Origin of the sequence: Cellvibrio fibrivorans (assembly GCF_031457055.1) — a bacterium.
Lineage (GTDB): Bacteria > Pseudomonadota > Gammaproteobacteria > Pseudomonadales > Cellvibrionaceae > Cellvibrio > Cellvibrio fibrivorans.
The window spans coordinates 174215-192006 of sequence record NZ_JAVDVX010000001.1; the positions used below are offsets into that span (position 1 = coordinate 174215).

Consider the following 17792-nt stretch of genomic DNA (forward strand, 5'->3'; position numbering starts at 1 on the left):
AATTTATTGATCACCGAGCAACTACTTATCCGCGAGCAATTCGCGCAGGCTAGCCAGTAATACTTTATCGGGAATTTCCAACTGCCGTGCCGCGAGCACCAGTTGCTCTAACTGCGGATGCAAGTGATGTAAACGTTCCTGTTCAGAATTTTTTTGTTTATCCTGCGGAGCAATTTGCATCGGTTTACCGCGCTGCCGCATGAGCAAACCTTCAACCTCCAACAAACTATAGGCTTTGGAAATCGTCATGGGATTGACTGCATGCTCAAACGCCAGCTCACGCACCGAGGGCAATTCATCGCCCTCTTTCAATTGACCACCGGCAACCATACGCCGAACCTGCTCGGCAAGCTGGCGATAAATAGGGATACCGGATTGGGGATTAAGTGTGAACATTAATTTTTTACCCGGTAAAAATTAACACTTTCCCAGCTCGATTTAACCCACGCGCGCGCCAGTAAAGTCAACATTAACAATGCGCCCGAAAACCATAGATAACCAGCATGCTCATGGCTAGGGCTCGGGCCCCAAAGAATATTCAAATAGACCATGATGCCGATGAGGCCGATATTTACAATAGGGGTAATCCAATTAAGCAGAACAAAACTGGCAGCGCATTTTATATAAACAAACAGCCCCACATAGAACGCAAGACTGCTGAACAAAAAGCCAATGAATAAAACGTACGCGCCCTTAAATAAACCCAGCAAATCATTCAATAGATAATGATTTATCAGCACAAAAACCAGCGTGACAGGAACTATAGAGGAGACCAACATTAAAAAATAACGTTTTTCGATATAAGTCAGTATTTCCCCTCTGGAATAACTACCGTTAATCCACAAGCGATACAAATTTCGAAAAAAGCTTTGGAAGATAATCCCACCGCGAATACAAATATAGATAAATGCATAAATCGAGACCATCATACTTGCTACATTGGCAGGTATTTGCCTTACCCAGTACAGCATAAACATGAGCATCAACAGAAAAAACACTAGCTGACCTAACTCGCGCTTACACCAGGCTTGAATACCGTCAGATACACCAGCCAACAATGAACCCGCAAGTGTTTTAGGGGTAGCAGAAAATACGTTGGTTATCGCCTGAATGTTATTCGCCTGCTGCCGCTGCATTTCAGCAGCGGGCAATGTCATAAAATTAATCAGATACTTTTGTGGCTGCCAGCGAACCCACCAAGCAAACATCACCAGCCATAGCAGTGCAGTCACTAGCCAATAAACTCCTGTGTTAACTGCGGACAATAAATCGGTGCTTTTTGCCGAGAAAAATACAATCCACACCAACAGCGGGACAAAACCCTGCGCGGTTTGCATATACGATCCGACCACTGCGAACAAAACTGCTGCGCATGTTAAAGCCATGGTTGTCAAAGCAAATATTGAATAAAAACTAAATTCTTTTGGATTTAATAGCACGAGGGTGATAGATAACCAAAATGACACTAACAACCAAAAAACCATGGCAATAAAAAATAATGGGTAGCGCAGATCTGCCATGTACTGAAACTGCTTACTGCTTCGTAATGCCAGCATTTGCCCCGGCACTAGCATCCCCACCATCATAACCAGTAGAAAACTAAACGCTGATCCAAGATACAGCAAAACGGAGTGGCCAAAAAAGCTCAGTATTGCGCCGGGAATTAACACCGCCAGGGTCAACACACCAAGCCATTTGACATAGCGGGCGGGCAATAGCATAACCAGTATCAAGCGCCAATATTGATTCAATACTCCTTGAGCACTCATGGATTCATCTCCAGAAAAATATCCTCCAAACTCAAATACTGCACGTCAATTTGCGCAGCAAACTGATTGGTAAGCTGTTGTTCACGCGCGGCAGACCAATTAATGAAAGTAAGCTGTGCACTATTGCCCTGTATTTTTTGATTGATTAAATCGGGCAAATCCAGCTTTTCCGGGAATTTTTCAGCGGCAAGTAAAGTAACGCGCGCAACCGATTCTTTTAGCTCATCAAGCCCGCCCTGATAGGCGAGGACACCTTCACGCAACATCCACACTTGATTGGCGACACGTTCTACATCGCCGACAATATGGGTAGAAAAAATCACTGCACGGTTTTCATCGGCAGCAATATCCACTAGCTGCTGTAAAAATTGGCGGCGGGCGATAGGATCGAGACTGGCTACTGGCTCATCCAGAATTAACAATTCCGGTTCATGAGCAAGCGCCAATAAAATAGATAATTTTTGGCGCTGGCCAACCGACATTTTCCCGGTCGCCATAGTCATTGGAATTAACCATTCAGCAATTAATTTATCTACCAGTGGTTGATTCCAGTGCGGGCGAAAACTTTTAAATAATTTCAGGTGGTCACCACCGGTTAAGCTAGGCAACAACTCGTCTTGCTGTGGTACAAAACCAATGCGCTGTTTAGTTTCACCAGCGATTTTTGTTGCATCAAGCTGCCAAAGCCTGGCCTCGCCTGCCGAGGGAAAACCAAAACCCAAAATTGTTTCCAGCAAGGTGGTTTTACCTACGCCATTTTTTCCCAATAGGGCAATGACCTGCCCAGGCAATACTTCGGCATTGATTCCTTTAAGAACAGTGACGCGTGAAAATTGACGTTGCAGATTTTTTAGCGATACACAGGCAGACATAAAAGCTCCTTTTATCTGATTAGGGTTGTGTGATGAGATAAGGTTTTACATGATATCCACGCTGTTTTAAATGCGCGAGCAAACCGTCTTTACTGCTGAGATGCAAACTGCCCACTAACACCAACTCAACCTCTGGCGATGCAAACATCTGCTCAATTTTTGGCAACCAAGCTTGATTGCGCGCAACTAATAATTGTTGATAAATTTCCGGCGTTTCTTTGCGCATATCCGCCGCCATTTCTTTATCTAACTTTTCCAATTCACCTGCACGCCAATAGCCGACGGATTTTTCCAACATGCCATCCATTCTGTGCAAATCGCGCAGCGTGGCTTTAATGATGAGATTGGCATCTACATCGGCGAGCATTGTTAAGTGCGTTAATACTTCACCAGTTGTTTCCAATTCCTGTACGGTTTTTCCACTGACAATTGCCTTCTGATAAAAATAGGCGTCCACGCCCTGCCCCACACCAAATCCCTGGCGCTGCATTTCTGCTATCGACAAACTGAGGCTCACAAACATGGCTTTAAATATGCTCATTTGCCCGAGCGGGAATTGACGCTCATCGGCAAAAGATTGCAACTCCTTCCACAACGCCGGTTTTAGATCCTGGGATAAATTTTTTCCGTCGCTGTACATAAATGCCTGCGCCATCTGCTGACCAAATTCGGGCGAGCTGGCTTTTTTCATATCGGTTTCGAGCACCAGAATTTTTGCATTTTCGTAAGCCTGCTCAAATTCGGGCGGAAGCGGATAATCGCTAATGCGCAACACATGAATAGTGCCGCCGAGATAAATTTTTTGAGCGCCTTTGGTGATTTCGTAAAGACTGGTTTCTGCGCTGGCAGAAATGCTGACAAACACTAACAAACCGGTAATTAATCTAAAACAGGATTTCATGGCTCACTCCTTGGTTGGCTGTTTATTAGGTGATGGATTAAGGGGACATCACACAAATCAATGTGTATTACTACACTAATACACGAATCCAATCCTGACAAGTGCAGACGGGAAACTTTTGCAGATACCGCCATAAATTTCAGGCAAAAAAATACCCGGACGAATCCGGGTATTTTTCATAAGCATCAGTGAATGGTTAATAATCAGGGGGCAAGTGCGTCCAAGCCAATCACACCTAACGGGCTGCTCAAGCCTGCACCGTCGCGCGCGACTGCGGTATACACCATCGCGTTGGCAAAGGTGAGCGTGGCTTTGATCGCCTCGGTTTTGGTGCCGGTGGGTGCGATGATCACATCGTAGCTACCTGCAGCCAATGAAACATATCCGGTATCAGCCTTAAACGGAACATTGGCAAATGCGGGCATAGCGTTGGCGATGGAAGCACCTGCAGCAACGACATAAATATCCACATTGCCTGCCAGGGTTGACGCATGCACCAGACGCACTTTCGCTTCCGTTGCTACTTTGCGATTGTTATCGGTCAGCAGCAGCGGCTCGATATTCGCGAGAGCACCCACGGCCAGCAAGCTGTACTCCATACCATTGGCGAGCGGGACATCGGCATTGATTACCACTGGCGTTGTTACACCGGTTGGTACCACTTTGAAGTTGTAGGTCGCCGCAGGCAGATTCAGGTAATTAGTGAACGCCGGGAAGGCAAGATTACTGATTGCCGGAGTCACGCCATTGTTTGCCAACACATCAACCGCCGGTGCATTGGCCGACGCATGCACTACACGCAAATTCGCACCTGCTGCTGCATCGCTCAGCACCGCCACATTGGCACCATCCAACACCACCAGTTGAATAGGTGATGAACCTGTACCGACATTGGGCAAAGCGCCGATCAGCAAATCTTTACCGCTGGTGAGGGCAACAGAGCCTGAATCAAACACGACTGTGTTGTTGGGCAGGGTGACGCGAATGCGATAGGTTCCCGCAGGTACTTCCAATGGGCCGAGTGTTTCTTTGAATGAGAAACTACCGACAGAAGTTGCGTCTGAGATGGCATCGCCAGGCGCAGTCACATGTACTTTCACTTCTGGCGCAGCAGCAGCCAAGTGTGCAACACGCACGCGCACGTTGTTGGCATTGGCGAGCTTGCCCATATCGCTCAGGATCAAGGGTTCGATATTGGCAACTGAATTGACCGCAATGACGTCGTAGCGAGTATTGCGCTCCAACTCCAAATCAACCGGGCCGATTACCACCGCATTGCCGCCAGGAATAACACCTTCAACTGCAACATTGTAAGTATCAGCATCCAGTTCCAGATAACCGGTCGATTTTTGGTAATCCAGACCTGACGCAGCCACCGCACCATCCACCCACAAATTCACTTTGGGGGCATCGGCAGATGCATGGAATACACGCACATGGGTTTTGTTGGGGGCCAAGCCGTCCAAACCGATCACGCCCAGTGCAGCGGTCAAGCCAGCACCATCGCGCGCAATTGCGGTGTAAACACCACCAGCCTCCAGCGCAACGCCGACTTTAATCGCCTCGGTTTTGGTACCGGTCGGGGCGATAATCACATCGTAATCGCCCGCAGCAAGGCTCACATAACCAGTGCTGGCTTTGAATGGGATGTTGCTAAAGGCAGGGGTCGCCGTTGCAATGCCAGCACCGGGTGCGGTTACATAAATATCTACATTACCGGCAAGGGTCGAGCCGTGCACCAAACGCACTTTTGCTTCGGTGGCGACTGAGCGGTTGTCGTCGGTCAACAGTAGCGGTTCGATAGTGGCCAAGGAACCCAAAGCAATCAGGGTGTAAGCAGCGCCATTCATCAGCGGCACATCGGCATTGATCACTACCGGCATAGTCGCCGCATTAGGAGTGACTTTGAAGTTGTAGGTCGCCCCGGGCAGATTCAGGTAGCCAGTCGCATCAGGGAAAGCGAGATTGGCAATCGCAGGCGTTGCACCATTGTTAGCAGTCACATCTACCGCAGGAGCATCGGCCGAGTTGTGCACTACACGCAAATCTGCACCGGCATTTTTATCGCCAATAATGGCGACCGCATTACCGTCCAACACAGCGAGGCTGATAGGCGATGACCCTGTACCGACATTCGGCACAGCACCCACCAACAAGTCTTTACCAGCGGCGAGATTCACGGTACCGGAATCAAATACCACAGTGTTATCGGCAAGGGTTACGCGGATTTGGTAATCGCCCGCAGCAACTTCTACCGCGCCCAAAGTCTCTTTAAACGCAAAGCTGCCCAATGCAGTTGACGCTGCGAGATCTGCCCCGGGCGCCGTTACAAATACTTTCACCGCAGGTGCAGCAGCTGCCAGATGCGCTACACGCACACGCACTTTGGTGTTATCGCTCAAGCTGCCGGTATCGCTGATAACCAGCGGCTCAATGCTAGCGACGCTGTTCACGGCGATAACGTCGTAGTCAGTTTTGCCAGCCAGAGGCAGATTGACTGGGCCGATCACTGTTGCATTGCCGCCAGGGATAACACCCTCCACTGCTACTTTGTAGGTGCCTTCGTCCAAAGTGAGGTAACCAGTCGATTTTTGATAATCCAAACCTGAAGCGACCACTGCATCATTCACCCAAAGATTCACCTTGGGAGCATCGGGTGACGCATGGAAAACACGCACCATGGTTTTATCGAGCGGCGTTACTGTGACCGTTGCGGTCGCGCTCTTTTTGGTATCGGCTGAACTAGTCGCCGTTACGTGATAAGTACCGGCGGTGAGCGGTGCTGTGTACAAGCCGGCCGCCGTTACAGTGCCGCCATTGGCCTCATCAACTTTCCAGGTAACGGCGGTGTTTTTACTGCCGGTAATACTGGCCGTAAATGTTTGGGTAGTCCCGGCTTTGATCGTTGCCGTCATGGGGCTGATGGATACACTCACTTTCTCTTTATCGTCATCGCTGCCGCAAGCGACTAGCACGAGACTTAGCAATGCGAGAAAAATACCTCTGATTAGCTTCATTTCCTTACCCTCTTGTTGACCGAATCAACATGTCATTAATGTTAGATAAAAGGTAAAACCCGTCGTGTCGGGTCGGTATTAGCAGGGTGGATTACGCCGCGACTTTTTTCAGGGATCAAAAAACGGAGCAAAAAAAATGCACTAGGCAATGAAAATCAGCACTGCTTGGCAAAATAGAGGGAATACATTGGCTGGAATGATCTGCACTAAATAACCCTGCGTATCAGTGGCGTATGGGCTATCTAAAAACTACTGGTAAGCGATAATGAGACTTCACATGACGACTAAAAAGGCCGTGTCAATGAATGACTCTACCGCCGCAAACGATGCGCCCGATTGGGGGGCGCTGCTGGCACGTGTAGCCGAGAATGACGATAAAGCGGCATTTCGCGCAATTTACCAACACTTTGCACCGCGTATCAAAGCCTATGCAATCAACCAGGGCTTTAGCCAGCATGCCGAAGTATTGGTGCAAGAAGTAATGACCAGCGTGTGGCGCAATGCGGATAAATATTCCGAGTCGCTTGCGTCGGTATCGACCTGGATCTTTACGATTACACGTAACCAGCGCATCGATATCTTGCGCAAGTTAAATCGCACCCGCGCCGAGATTGTGATTGAGACAGAAGACCTGTGGCAGATTCCCACGGAGGACACCACCATCTGCTCAATCCAGAATTTATCGACCGAAAAATTTGTAAAAGCCGCCATCGATAAATTGCCCGAAGAGCAAATGATCGCCCTGCGCAAAGTCTATTACGAAGGTAAAACCCACGAGGAAGTGGCAGAGGAGTTGAACATTCCTTTGGGTACGGTGAAGGGGCGCTTGCGTCTTTCGCTGCAAAAATTACGTGTTATGTTTGAGGCTAAAGAAATATGAGTGCCTATCATCCTGATGATATGACCTTAATGAATTACGCAGCGGGAAGCTGCAGTATTCCGGAATCACTCGCGGTAGCGATGCATTTGTGTTTTTGTCACGACTGCCGCCAGCATGTGAAAAACTTAAACCATTTAGGTGGCGCGCTACTGGAAACCATCAAGCCAGCCAGCACCGATGATGAGGCATTTGAAACCCTGATGTCATCACTGGAACCGCATGACCACAGCGCGCCCGTAAAAGTGAAAATGGAACCAACGCCGAACGATAGAGCGATTCAGCATTTCACCAACCCGCTGTTGCGCTACTTGCCCACATCGCTAGCGGATTTACCCTGGCAACGCCAAACGAAAGAAATCAGCAAGTTTGATTTGACTTCGCTGGTCAACGTGAAAGGCTTCCAGGTTGCACTGCAGAAAATCAGCGCCGGTGCAAAAGTCCCCAAGCATACGCACAAAGGTTTTGAGTACACAGTTATTCTGAGTGGTGGATACTCTGACGAGTTGGGTGTGTATCATGAAGGCGATTTTATCGCGCGCGATGCAAGCCACAAACACAGCCCTACCGCACTGCAAAATGAAGATTGTATTTGTTTGACGGTGTTAAATGCACCGCTGAAATTTACTGGCTGGTACCGCGTGTTAAACCCATTTATGGCGTGGAATTAAATCGTACAGCCTCACACAATCCCCGCAAACCTGCGGGGATTTTTTTGCCCGCAGATTGATTCGCTCACCCTCAGTGCACCTCGAACGAAAGCGACCCCCAATCATGCCAAACAACAATTATCCCCCTATGCCCTGTAGCGGACAGACAAGGAAAAAACCATCCAGTAGACTTTGACACCAAGACTTGTGGTGCCCTATTCCACTGACCACGAGCCTCTTTTGTTACAGGACGCTCGATGCCAAGCCTCACTACCGCCCCCGTGGTTAATCGCCTTATTGAAAGTTTATCACCTGAGGCGCGCCAACAAATTCTGCACAGCTGCGAACAGGTAGAACTAAGCTCCGGCACAGTGCTGTGCGAACCCGACCAACCGTTTCGCTACGTTTATTTTCCGTTGACCAGCTTTATTACTCTGGTCACCACACTGCGTGACCATCAACCACTTGAAATGGGTTTGATTGGTAATGAGGGTATGCTCGGCGCAACAGTCGCACTCGGAATAAATAGCGCCCCCATGCGCGCAATGGTGCAAGGCTCGGGCACTGCGCTGCGTATGACAGCTGAACAATTACAGCAAGATTTACAAAACAATGCTGCACTCACCAGCACCTTCAATCGCTACTTGTATGTATTGATGGCACAACTCGCACAAACCGCCGCCTGCGCACATTTTCACGCTATCGAACCGCGCCTGGCCCGCTGGCTACTCATGACACACGACCGCGCCCACGCCGATTATTTTCATCTCACTCAAGAATTTCTCGCCAACATGCTCGGCGTCCGCCGCAGCGGAATCACTGTCGCCGCCGGTGTATTACAAGAGCGAAAATTAATTCAATATACACGCGGGAAAATCAGCATCTTAGATCGCGCAGGATTGGAAGCAGTTGCTTGTGAATGTTATGAAGCGGTGACGAAGGATTATGCGCGGTTGTTTGAGTGATTTTTAAGAAATAGATTATTACTACATATTAAAAACTCACCACTATAAACAAAAAAACGCCCGCATCTTTCGAAGCGGGCGTTTTTAGTTCAGCGCGGAGAAAAATTACTCTTCAGTAGTTTCCGCTGGTGCTGCACCTGACTCTTCAGCCAAAGCTTCTTTGATTGAGAGTTTGATACGGCCGCGTTGGTCTACGTCGAGGCATTTTACTTTTACAACTTGGCCTTCTTTCAAATAATCGCTCACGCTGTTTACGCGCTCGTCGGCGATTTGAGAGATGTGAACCAAGCCGTCTTTGCCCGGCAGGAAGTTTACGAATGCGCCGAAGTCTACGATGCGCACTACGGTACCTTCGTAGATTGCACCGATTTCCGCTTCAGCAACAATGCCCATTACGCGCAAAATCGCAGCTTGCAATGCGTCGTTGTTGTCGGCGTAAATTTTAACGGTGCCGTCATCATCGATATCGATTGAAGATTGAGTCTCTTCGGTGATTGCACGAATAGTCGCGCCGCCTTTACCGATGATATCGCGGATCTTGTCCGGATGAATTTTGATGGTTTCAAAACGCGGTGCGTTTTCGCTAACCACTGAACGTGATTTGGCGAGCACTTTGTTCATCTCGGCGAGAATGTGTAAACGCGCGGCCAAGGCTTGCTCCAGTGCGATTTCCATAATCTCTTCGGTGATACCTTCGATTTTGATATCCATTTGCAGCGCAGTTACACCGCTGGTGGTACCGGCCACTTTAAAGTCCATATCGCCGAGGTGATCTTCGTCGCCGAGGATGTCGGTCAATACCGCAAAGCCGTTAGCTTCTTTCACCAAGCCCATTGCGATACCCGCAACAGGTGATTTGAGTGGGACACCGGCATCCATCAACGCCAGACTCGCACCGCACACAGACGCCATTGAGCTTGAACCGTTAGATTCAGTAATTTCGCTCACTACACGCAGGGTGTACGGGAAATCAGATTCTTTTGGCAACACGGCAGTAACACCGCGACGCGCCAAACGACCGTGGCCGATTTCGCGACGGCCAGTGGCACCCATACGACCACACTCACCTACCGAGAAAGGTGGGAAGTTGTAGTGCAGCATGAACGCATCTTTTTTGGAGCCTTCGAGGAAATCGATAATTTGTGCATCGCGCGCGTTACCCAGAGTCGCTACTACCAGCGCTTGAGTCTCACCACGGGTGAACAATGCAGAACCGTGCGCTTTGCCCAACACGCCAACTTCAACTTGAATTGGACGTACGGTTTTGTTGTCGCGACCATCGATACGCGGCTCGCCCGCTACGATACGCGAACGCACCAAACGGTATTCAACCATGCCGAATTCCGCTTTCACTTCATCGCTAGAGAAACCGGTAGTTTCAGTCGCCAATTCAGCAACGGCTTGGTTGCGCAACTCACCCAGACGGTCGTAACGTTTTGCTTTGTCGGTGATGCGATAAGCCATGCCGATTGATTCGCCAAAGTCTTTTACCAATGCATCAGTCAGCGCGGTTTTTGCAGCAACTGGTTGCCAATCCCAACGCGGCTTGCCCGCATCGCGTGCCAATTCGGCACAGGCTTGTACAACTGCTTGCAGTTCCTGGTGAGCATAAAGTACTGCGCCGAGCATAATGTCTTCAGGCAATTCTTTCGCTTCAGATTCCACCATCAACACGGCATCTTTAGTACCGGCAACGACCATGTCCAACTCGGAGGTTTCGAGTTGTTTGAAGCTTGGGTTGAGGATGTAACCCTCTTCCTGGGTGTAGGCAACACGAGCGCCACCGATAGGACCATTGAAAGGGATACCTGAAACAGCCAATGCTGCAGACGTGCCAATCATCGCAACGATATCGGGATCGTATTGTTTGTCAGTTGATACAACGGTACAAACAACTTGTACTTCGTTGAGGAAACCTTCCGGGAACAGCGGACGAATTGGACGATCGATCAAACGCGAGGTCAGGGTTTCTTTTTCTGAAGGACGGCCTTCACGCTTCAAATAACCACCGGGGATACGGCCAGCGGCATAACTTTTTTCTTGGTAGTGCACAGACAGCGGGAAAAAATCCTGGCCTGGTGATGCCTGCTTGGCACCTACAACAGTACAGAGCACAGATACTTCACCCATAGTTACCAGTACTGCACCGGTTGCCTGACGGGCAATGCGGCCAGTTTCGAGGGTTACGGTTTGATTGCCGTATTGAAACTTCTTAATAATCGGATTCACTCTTTTATCCTTTATATTCACTAAAAATCAATTGCGTTAATTGTTACGCGTCTATTTAAGTTTGCTCTTTTCATTCATATCAATAAAAAATCAGTACGAACTGTGCATCCTGCCCGGGCGCTAATTTTTACTCTCATCAGCGCAATTCCATAATTGCTTGTTAGATTCAAACAACAGCATTACAAAATAAAAGTGCCCGCAGAGCGGGCACTGGACAAACTTAACGGCGCAGACCTAATTTTTGAATCAGAGCAACGTAACGAGAAGAGTCTTTACCTTTCAGGTAGTCCAACAATTTACGACGCGCGTTTACCATACGGATCAGGCCGCGACGTGAATGGTGATCTGCCTTGTGGTCAGCGAAGTGGCCTTGCAGTTTGTTGATGTTAACAGTCAACAACGCTACTTGGACTTCGGGCGAGCCAGTGTCGCCTTCTGCTTGTTTGTATTCGTTAACGATTGCAGCTTTTTCAGAAGCACTCAGTGCCATGATGTTTTCCTCAATTAATATGCGATTAAATTACAGCCCGCCCGTGCATATTTACAGGTGGGTTGTTGCGGTGATTATCCAGTCCTTGAAGAACAATGGATGTCATCCGCGGCTTTTTACCCGGGCAAGCATAGCTTACGGGTAAATACTTGCGGCTTATTGCTCACCTCTTACTGTTCGTTAGAGGAGCGGTTCGCCAAAATTCGTTTAGGGGCTACACCACCTTCATCGGTGATACTGCCCAAACCGAGAAAAGCGCGGGGCGATTGTTCGGTTTCTGCACAAAAGACGCGCACAATAGCACCTTGCTCGCCAAATCGATAGACCTTGGACACCATCACAGGGTTGCCCAAACGGAAGTAATGGGCGCTGTTGGCGGGCAAGTCTACCGCCGGCAGACTGGCAACTGGCGCATCAGCGCTGAGCAGGTAGGAATCCAATGCAGCATAGCCCGCTTCGTCACCCGCCACTGCCTGTCGTTCATCAAAACGCGACTGCAACTCTTCCAGCGTAATGCACTGGTTTTCATTAAACAGACCGGCGTGGGAGCGATGCAGGGTTTTGACATGACCACCACAACCCAAAGCCACACCAAGATCCACCGCAATCGAGCGGATATAGGTACCTTTGGTACAGCGAATATCCAGCTCCACTTCGGCTTCATCGCCCGCGCGAAAGGCGAGAATATCGATACTGTGAATCGTCACAGGACGCGGTGCGCGCTCCACTTCAACGCCTTGACGCGCCATTTTGTAAAGCGGCTGGCCGTTGAGTTTCAACGCAGAATACATGGGCGGGACTTGCAAGATATCGCCGATCAATGGCTTGAGCGCCGCTTCGACTTGCGCGAGCGTGATACCGGCAGCGGATTTTTGTTCGAGGATTTCGCCATCGGCATCGCAGGTATCGGTAGTCGCACCCAGGCGAATACAGGTGCGATAGCCTTTGTCGGCATCGAGCAAAAATTGCGAGAATTTGGTCGCTTCGCCAAAACACAGCGGCAATACACCGGTTGCCAAAGGATCAAGCGCGCCGGTATGGCCAGCTTTTTCCACAAAAAACAACCGCTTGGCGCGTTGCAGCGCGTGATTGGAAGTCATACCGGCGGGTTTGTGCAGCAACAATACACCGTCAACAGGACGGCCTTTTCTACGCGCCATCAGTGCTGCTCGCCCTTGGAATCATCTTCGGGGGAAGGTTCGTCGTCGTGCTGATGCAGACTGTCTTCTTTTAACGCCCGCTCAATCAAGGTCGATAGATGCTGGCCTTTAACCGAGGTTTTGTCGTAGATAAATTGCAGTTTGGGCACAGTGCGCATGCTCAATTCTTTCGCTAAAAAAGTACGCAGGAAACCGCTTGCCTTATTCAGGATCGAAGCGGCGGCAATACTGTCTTTTTCATCGTCAACGCCGACAAAAGTCACATAGACTTTGGCGTAAGCCATATCGCGGGTGACGGTGACTTCATTGATGTTGACCAAACCAATGCGCGGATCGCGGATTTCATTGGGGATCACCTGTCCCAGCAAGCGCTGGATAGCATCGGAGACGCGGTCTGAACGGGTAAATTCTCTTGGCATGCGCCACTAACCTCTGGTTTGCCCTGAACCGGGCAGACAAAAATAACAAAGCCCCACCCCCATGACAGGGGTGGGGCGCAGGTGTTGCGACCGGCTTAGAGCTGGCGCGCCACCTCTTTCACTTCATAGACTTCGATCTGATCGCCGACTTTAACGTCGTAGTTCTTCACGCCGATACCACACTCGAAACCGTTGCGCACTTCACTCACGTCATCTTTGAAGCGACGCAGGGATTCAAGTTCGCCGGTGAAGATCACCACGTTGTCGCGCAGTACACGGATCGGCTTGTTACGCGATACGGTACCTTCAATCACCATACAACCAGCAACCTGGCCGAACTTCGGTGAGTTGAAGACTTCACGTACGTTGGCGATACCAACAATCGTCTCAACACGCTCTGGATCAAGCATACCGCTGAGCGCTGCTTTCACTTCGTCCAGCAATTGGTAAATGATGCTGTAGTAGCGAATATCAACACCTTCAGACTCCGCCATACGGCGGGTAGTGCTATCGGCACGTACGTTAAAGCCCACAATGATGGCACCGGACGTAATCGCCAAATTCACATCATTTTCGGTAATGCCGCCAATACCGGAAGAGATAATATTCACTTGCACTTCATCGTTACCGATGTCGTTAAGTGACGCCATAATCGCTTCAAGTGAACCGCGTACATCAGCCTTAACTACCACAGTCAGATTTTTCTTCTGGCCCGCTTCCATGTTGGAGAACATATTCTCCAGCTTGGATGCCTGGAAGCGCGCAAGTTTCTCTTTACGCTCTTTCTCGGCACGGAACTGGGCAACTTCACGGGCTTTACGCTCGTCAGTCAGCACCACAAAATCATCGCCAGCGCTTGGAGCTGTATCCAGACCCAGAATTTCAACCGGAGTAGATGGGCCGGCTTCAGTCACTTGCTGACCGCGCTCGTTGCTCATCGCACGGACACGGCCATAGCTTTGACCAGCCAGGATCAAATCGCCCTGCTTCAAAGTACCTTGCTGAACAAGGATAGTAGCAACAGTGCCGCGACCTTTATCGACGCGCGCTTCAATCACCACACCTTTAGCCGCAGCACTCGGAACTGCATGCAATTCCAGTACTTCGGCTTGCAGCGAGATAGCTTCGAGCAGTTCATCAATACCTTGGCCAGTATGGGCGGATACCTGAATAAATTGGGTATCGCCACCGTAGTTTTCAGGGATAACGCCCTTCACTACTAATTCATTGGTTACACGATCCGGATCAGCAGAAGGCTTATCGCATTTGTTGATGGCAACAACGATAGGCACATTGGCTGCCCGGGCATGAAGAATTGCTTCTTCAGTCTGCGGCATTACACCATCGTCCGCTGCTACTACCAGAATCACTACGTCAGTTGCCTTAGCGCCACGGGCACGCATGGCGGTAAACGCGGCGTGGCCGGGGGTATCAAGGAAAGTGATTTCACCACGTGAAGTCGATACACGGTAAGCACCGATATGCTGGGTAATACCACCGGCTTCACCCGCTGCCACTTTGGCTTCGCGGATGTAATCAAGCAGTGAGGTCTTACCATGGTCAACGTGACCCATAACTGTAACAACCGGCGCGCGCTGTACCAGATCACCTTCGGTTTCCAGCGATCGTTCCAGTGCATGTTCGATATCGTTTTCGCTAACGAGCACTGCCTGATGACCCATATCTTCAACCAGCAATACCGCGGTATCCTGATCAATCGACTCGTTCATCGATGCCATCACGCCCATCTTCATCAAGCGCTTGATCACTTCACCTACTTTAACCGTGAGGCGCTGCGCCAGTTCTGATACGGCAATCGTCTCGGGTACATTCACTTCATGGACGATTTTGGTGGTTGGCTTTTTAAACGCATGCTTGTTGTGTTTTTTGTGACTTGCACGCAAATGACTGCGACGAGCTAATACATCACTGTCTTCACCATCTTCAGCAACAAAATCCAGCAGTTCGATTTTTGGATTCTTTTTGGACGGTGCACCTTTCTTAACCGCCTTGCCTGCACCGCGCTTGTTGCGATCAGAATCTTCTGTATCGTCGTCATCGCGCTTATGGTTTTTCTTGTGGCCGTGGCCACCATGCTTGGTATCTTCTTTATCCGCTGGAGGAGCAATAACTGCCACCGCAGGCTTACCTTTGGCAGGACCGCGTGCATCAGGACGAGCCGTTTTCGCCGGCGCCTGGGCAGCGGGTTTCTCTGCTGGTTTTTCCGTGCGTACCGGATTGCGGCGCGCTTCTTCAGCGGCACGCTTGGCATCATCGCGCGCTTTCACTTCAGCTAAACGTGCAGCCTCTTCAGCTTGACGGCGCTCAATTGCCGCACGGCGCTTCTCTTCAATACCATCGGTAAAGGAGATGCGATGGGAGTGGGCTTCAGCAGCCGGCGCATCTGCAACAACCTCATCTGCCACTGATTCAACTTCCGGCACCGCAGCTACAACAGGTTCGGGCGCAAGCACCACCTCAGCGACTACCGGCTCAGGTGTCACTTCAATTTCCTGCTCGAAATCTGGCTCATGCTCTGCAACGGCGGATTCGCCCACTTCGTCCTCACGTTTCACGTAGGTGCGCTTTTTACGCACTTCAACATTTACCGTTTTACGTGCATTACCCGTACCGGTTTTAATCGTCGTGGTAGTTTTGCGTTGCAAAGTGATTTTTTTAGGTTCCAGCGCGGCTTCGCCATGACTGCTCTTTAAGAAATTGAGCAAGCGCTGTTTCTCATCGTCAGAAACTTTCGCCTCGGCGCTTTTGTGCTGCAAACCAGCTTCGTTCATTTGCTTTAGCAAACGCTCGACCGGTGCGCCTATTGATTTGGCGAGTTCGTTAACGGTTACTTCTGCCATTGTTTTTCCTCAGGGATTGTTCGTTGCCTACAGGGTTTCGCTCACTAGAGTGGCTCACACTCAGGCAAACCAGGGCTCGCGCGCTTTCATAATCAGTGCGGCGGCACGAGTCGCATCAACACCTTCAATTTCCAACAATTCATCAATCGATTGCTCGGCCAAATCTTCCATGGTGACAATGCCGCGACGCGCAAGATTTGCAGCCAACGTATCATCCATACCTTCCATATTTAACAAATCTTCTGCTGGCGCAACACCTTCGAGACGCTCTTCCGTTGCCAAGGCTTGCGTCAAGAGCGCATCTTTCGCGCGTGCGCGCAATTCTTCAGCGACATCTTCATCAAAGCCGTCAATTGCCAACATTTCTTCCAGCGGAACGTAAGCAACCTCTTCAAGCGTAGTGAAACCTTCTTCTACCAATACGCCGGCAATATCTTCATCGACATCCAGCGCACTCATAAACATATTGATGTAACTGCCAGATTCCGCTTCTTGTTTTGATTGCCATTCAGCAATGCTCATGACGTTGATGTTCCAGCCAGTCAATTCACATGCAAGACGCACATTTTGACCACCGCGACCAATAGCCATCGCCAAATTTTCTTCGTTTACCGCCAGATCCATTGAACCGGCGTCTTCATCAACCACAATCGATTCGATTTCAGCAGGTGACATAGCGTTGATAACAAATTGCGCCGGATTATCATCCCACAACACGATATCAACACGCTCGCCACCCAACTCATTGGATACGGCTTGCACACGCGAACCGCGCATACCTACACAAGCACCCACTGGATCGATACGGCCATCATTGGTCTTGACGGCGATTTTTGCACGCAGACCAGGGTCGCGCGCAGCGCCTTTGATTTCAATCACTTCTTCAGCAATTTCCGGCACTTCAATTTTAAATAATTCTACCAATACTTGAGGATTCGAGCGGCTCAGCAACAACTGTGGGCCGCGCGCTTCAGTGCGCACCTCCAACAACAGGGCGCGAATACGATCGCCCATGCGGAAAATTTCACGTCCAATCAATTGGTCACGCGGTAACACGCCTTCGGCATTATTACCCAAATCAACAATAATGCTATCGCGGGTCACTTTTTTCACAGTACCACTGATCAAATCACCCATGCGGTCGCGATACTCATCGACCATTTGCGCGCGCTCAGCTTCACGTACCTTTTGCACAATCACTTGTTTAGCAGTCTGTGCAGCGATGCGGCCGAACTCAGCATTCTCAATCTTTTCGCGGTAGGTATCACCCACTTTTAGCGATGGATCTTTATCGCGCGCTTCATCCAGATAAAGCTGGGTACCCAGTTCAGCCATAACATCATCGGCAACTAATTCCCAGCTGCGATAGGTTTCATAATCGCCAGTAGTGCGATTAATAATCACGTCGATGGATGAGTCCTCATCGAAACGCTTTTTCGTAGCCGTAGCGAGTGCAATTTCAATCGCTTGAAAAATTAATTCTTTATCGACGCCTTTCTCATTGGATACTGCATCAGCGACCAGCAAAATTTCTTTGTTCATTGGTTTGCCTCTGTTAACTCCTCAAGCTAGTGAAGTGCTA

General features: G+C 49.7%; 14 protein-coding genes. 3 read left to right on the forward strand and 11 right to left on the reverse strand.

Going from position 1 to position 17792, the window contains the following annotated elements:
• Nucleotides 1-21 precede the first annotated feature (21 nt).
• From J2X05_RS00770 to J2X05_RS00790, 5 genes are all read right to left on the reverse strand, one after another.
• A complete protein-coding gene (locus J2X05_RS00770) occupies nt 22-396 on the reverse strand; it encodes a GntR family transcriptional regulator (RefSeq protein ID WP_310067417.1) in 375 nt (124 codons plus the stop codon).
• Nucleotides 396-1769, reverse strand: coding sequence for a hypothetical protein (locus J2X05_RS00775; protein ID WP_310067420.1), 1374 nt, complete (start codon nt 1767-1769; stop codon nt 396-398). The genes J2X05_RS00770 and J2X05_RS00775 overlap by 1 nt, the downstream gene beginning before the upstream one ends.
• On the reverse strand, nt 1766-2641 hold the full coding sequence (locus J2X05_RS00780; protein WP_310067422.1) for an ABC transporter ATP-binding protein: 876 nt from the start codon (nt 2639-2641) through the stop codon (nt 1766-1768). Before J2X05_RS00780 ends, J2X05_RS00775 begins: the two co-directional genes overlap by 4 nt.
• Nucleotides 2642-2660: 19 nt before the next feature.
• Complete coding sequence (locus J2X05_RS00785) at nt 2661-3542, reverse strand: TraB/GumN family protein (protein WP_310067424.1); 882 nt, start codon at nt 3540-3542, stop codon at nt 2661-2663.
• 203 nt (nt 3543-3745) lie between these two features.
• On the reverse strand, nt 3746-6559 hold the full coding sequence (locus J2X05_RS00790) for a DUF4397 domain-containing protein (protein ID WP_310067427.1): 2814 nt from the start codon (nt 6557-6559) through the stop codon (nt 3746-3748).
• Between the two features lie 277 nt (nt 6560-6836).
• Here J2X05_RS00790 and J2X05_RS00795 point away from each other — a divergent pair, with 277 nt between their 5' ends.
• The 3 genes from J2X05_RS00795 (at nt 6837) to J2X05_RS00805 (ending at nt 9051) form a co-directional block, all read left to right on the forward strand.
• Nucleotides 6837-7439, forward strand: a complete 603-nt coding sequence (locus tag J2X05_RS00795; RefSeq protein ID WP_310067430.1) for a sigma-70 family RNA polymerase sigma factor — start codon at nt 6837-6839, stop codon at nt 7437-7439.
• On the forward strand, nt 7436-8107 hold the full coding sequence (locus tag J2X05_RS00800; RefSeq protein WP_310067434.1) for a ChrR family anti-sigma-E factor: 672 nt from the start codon (nt 7436-7438) through the stop codon (nt 8105-8107). The genes J2X05_RS00795 and J2X05_RS00800 overlap by 4 nt, the downstream gene beginning before the upstream one ends.
• A gap of 236 nt (nt 8108-8343) precedes the next feature.
• Nucleotides 8344-9051 carry a Crp/Fnr family transcriptional regulator gene (locus tag J2X05_RS00805; protein WP_310067435.1) on the forward strand — a complete coding sequence of 236 codons (708 nt, stop codon included), beginning with the start codon at nt 8344-8346 and terminating at the stop codon, nt 9049-9051.
• A gap of 105 nt (nt 9052-9156) precedes the next feature.
• On the opposite strand, the gene pnp is transcribed toward J2X05_RS00805, so the two are convergent.
• The 6 genes from pnp to nusA all read right to left on the reverse strand — a co-directional run bounded on the left by pnp (nt 9157) and on the right by nusA (nt 17752).
• Nucleotides 9157-11280, reverse strand: coding sequence for a polyribonucleotide nucleotidyltransferase (gene pnp, locus J2X05_RS00810; protein ID WP_310067436.1), 2124 nt, complete (start codon nt 11278-11280; stop codon nt 9157-9159).
• Nucleotides 11281-11500: 220 nt separating this feature from the next.
• Complete coding sequence (gene rpsO / locus J2X05_RS00815; protein WP_310067437.1) at nt 11501-11770, reverse strand: 30S ribosomal protein S15; 270 nt, start codon at nt 11768-11770, stop codon at nt 11501-11503.
• Nucleotides 11771-11940: 170 nt separating this feature from the next.
• A complete protein-coding gene (truB, locus tag J2X05_RS00820; RefSeq protein WP_310067441.1) occupies nt 11941-12930 on the reverse strand; it encodes a tRNA pseudouridine(55) synthase TruB in 990 nt (329 codons plus the stop codon).
• Entirely contained in the window at nt 12930-13349 is a 420-nt protein-coding gene (gene rbfA, locus J2X05_RS00825) for a 30S ribosome-binding factor RbfA (RefSeq protein WP_310067442.1), read from the reverse strand. The genes truB and rbfA overlap by 1 nt, the downstream gene beginning before the upstream one ends.
• 95 nt (nt 13350-13444) lie before the next feature.
• Nucleotides 13445-16210, reverse strand: a complete 2766-nt coding sequence (gene infB / locus J2X05_RS00830; RefSeq protein ID WP_310067444.1) for a translation initiation factor IF-2 — start codon at nt 16208-16210, stop codon at nt 13445-13447.
• A 60-nt stretch (nt 16211-16270) separates the two neighbouring features.
• Nucleotides 16271-17752 (reverse strand): transcription termination factor NusA, encoded by a 1482-nt coding sequence (gene nusA / locus J2X05_RS00835; protein ID WP_310067446.1) that lies wholly within the window; start codon nt 17750-17752, stop codon nt 16271-16273.
• Nucleotides 17753-17792 lie beyond the last annotated feature (40 nt).

What these genes read in the sequence shown, in the direction of transcription:
- J2X05_RS00770 (WP_310067417.1), bottom strand. Translation starts at nt 396, where the DNA reads ATGTTCACACTTAATCCCCAATCCGGTATCCCTATTTATCGCCAGCTT.
- J2X05_RS00775 (WP_310067420.1), bottom strand. Translation starts at nt 1,769, where the DNA reads ATGAGTGCTCAAGGAGTATTGAATCAATATTGGCGCTTGATACTGGTT.
- J2X05_RS00780 (WP_310067422.1), bottom strand. Translation starts at nt 2,641, where the DNA reads ATGTCTGCCTGTGTATCGCTAAAAAATCTGCAACGTCAATTTTCACGC.
- J2X05_RS00785 (WP_310067424.1), bottom strand. Translation starts at nt 3,542, where the DNA reads ATGAAATCCTGTTTTAGATTAATTACCGGTTTGTTAGTGTTTGTCAGC.
- J2X05_RS00790 (WP_310067427.1), bottom strand. Translation starts at nt 6,559, where the DNA reads ATGAAGCTAATCAGAGGTATTTTTCTCGCATTGCTAAGTCTCGTGCTA.
- J2X05_RS00795 (WP_310067430.1), top strand. Translation starts at nt 6,837, where the DNA reads ATGACGACTAAAAAGGCCGTGTCAATGAATGACTCTACCGCCGCAAAC.
- J2X05_RS00800 (WP_310067434.1), top strand. Translation starts at nt 7,436, where the DNA reads ATGAGTGCCTATCATCCTGATGATATGACCTTAATGAATTACGCAGCG.
- J2X05_RS00805 (WP_310067435.1), top strand. Translation starts at nt 8,344, where the DNA reads ATGCCAAGCCTCACTACCGCCCCCGTGGTTAATCGCCTTATTGAAAGT.
- rpsO (WP_310067437.1), bottom strand. Translation starts at nt 11,770, where the DNA reads ATGGCACTGAGTGCTTCTGAAAAAGCTGCAATCGTTAACGAATACAAA.
- truB (WP_310067441.1), bottom strand. Translation starts at nt 12,930, where the DNA reads ATGGCGCGTAGAAAAGGCCGTCCTGTTGACGGTGTATTGTTGCTGCAC.
- rbfA (WP_310067442.1), bottom strand. Translation starts at nt 13,349, where the DNA reads ATGCCAAGAGAATTTACCCGTTCAGACCGCGTCTCCGATGCTATCCAG.
- infB (WP_310067444.1), bottom strand. Translation starts at nt 16,210, where the DNA reads ATGGCAGAAGTAACCGTTAACGAACTCGCCAAATCAATAGGCGCACCG.
- nusA (WP_310067446.1), bottom strand. Translation starts at nt 17,752, where the DNA reads ATGAACAAAGAAATTTTGCTGGTCGCTGATGCAGTATCCAATGAGAAA.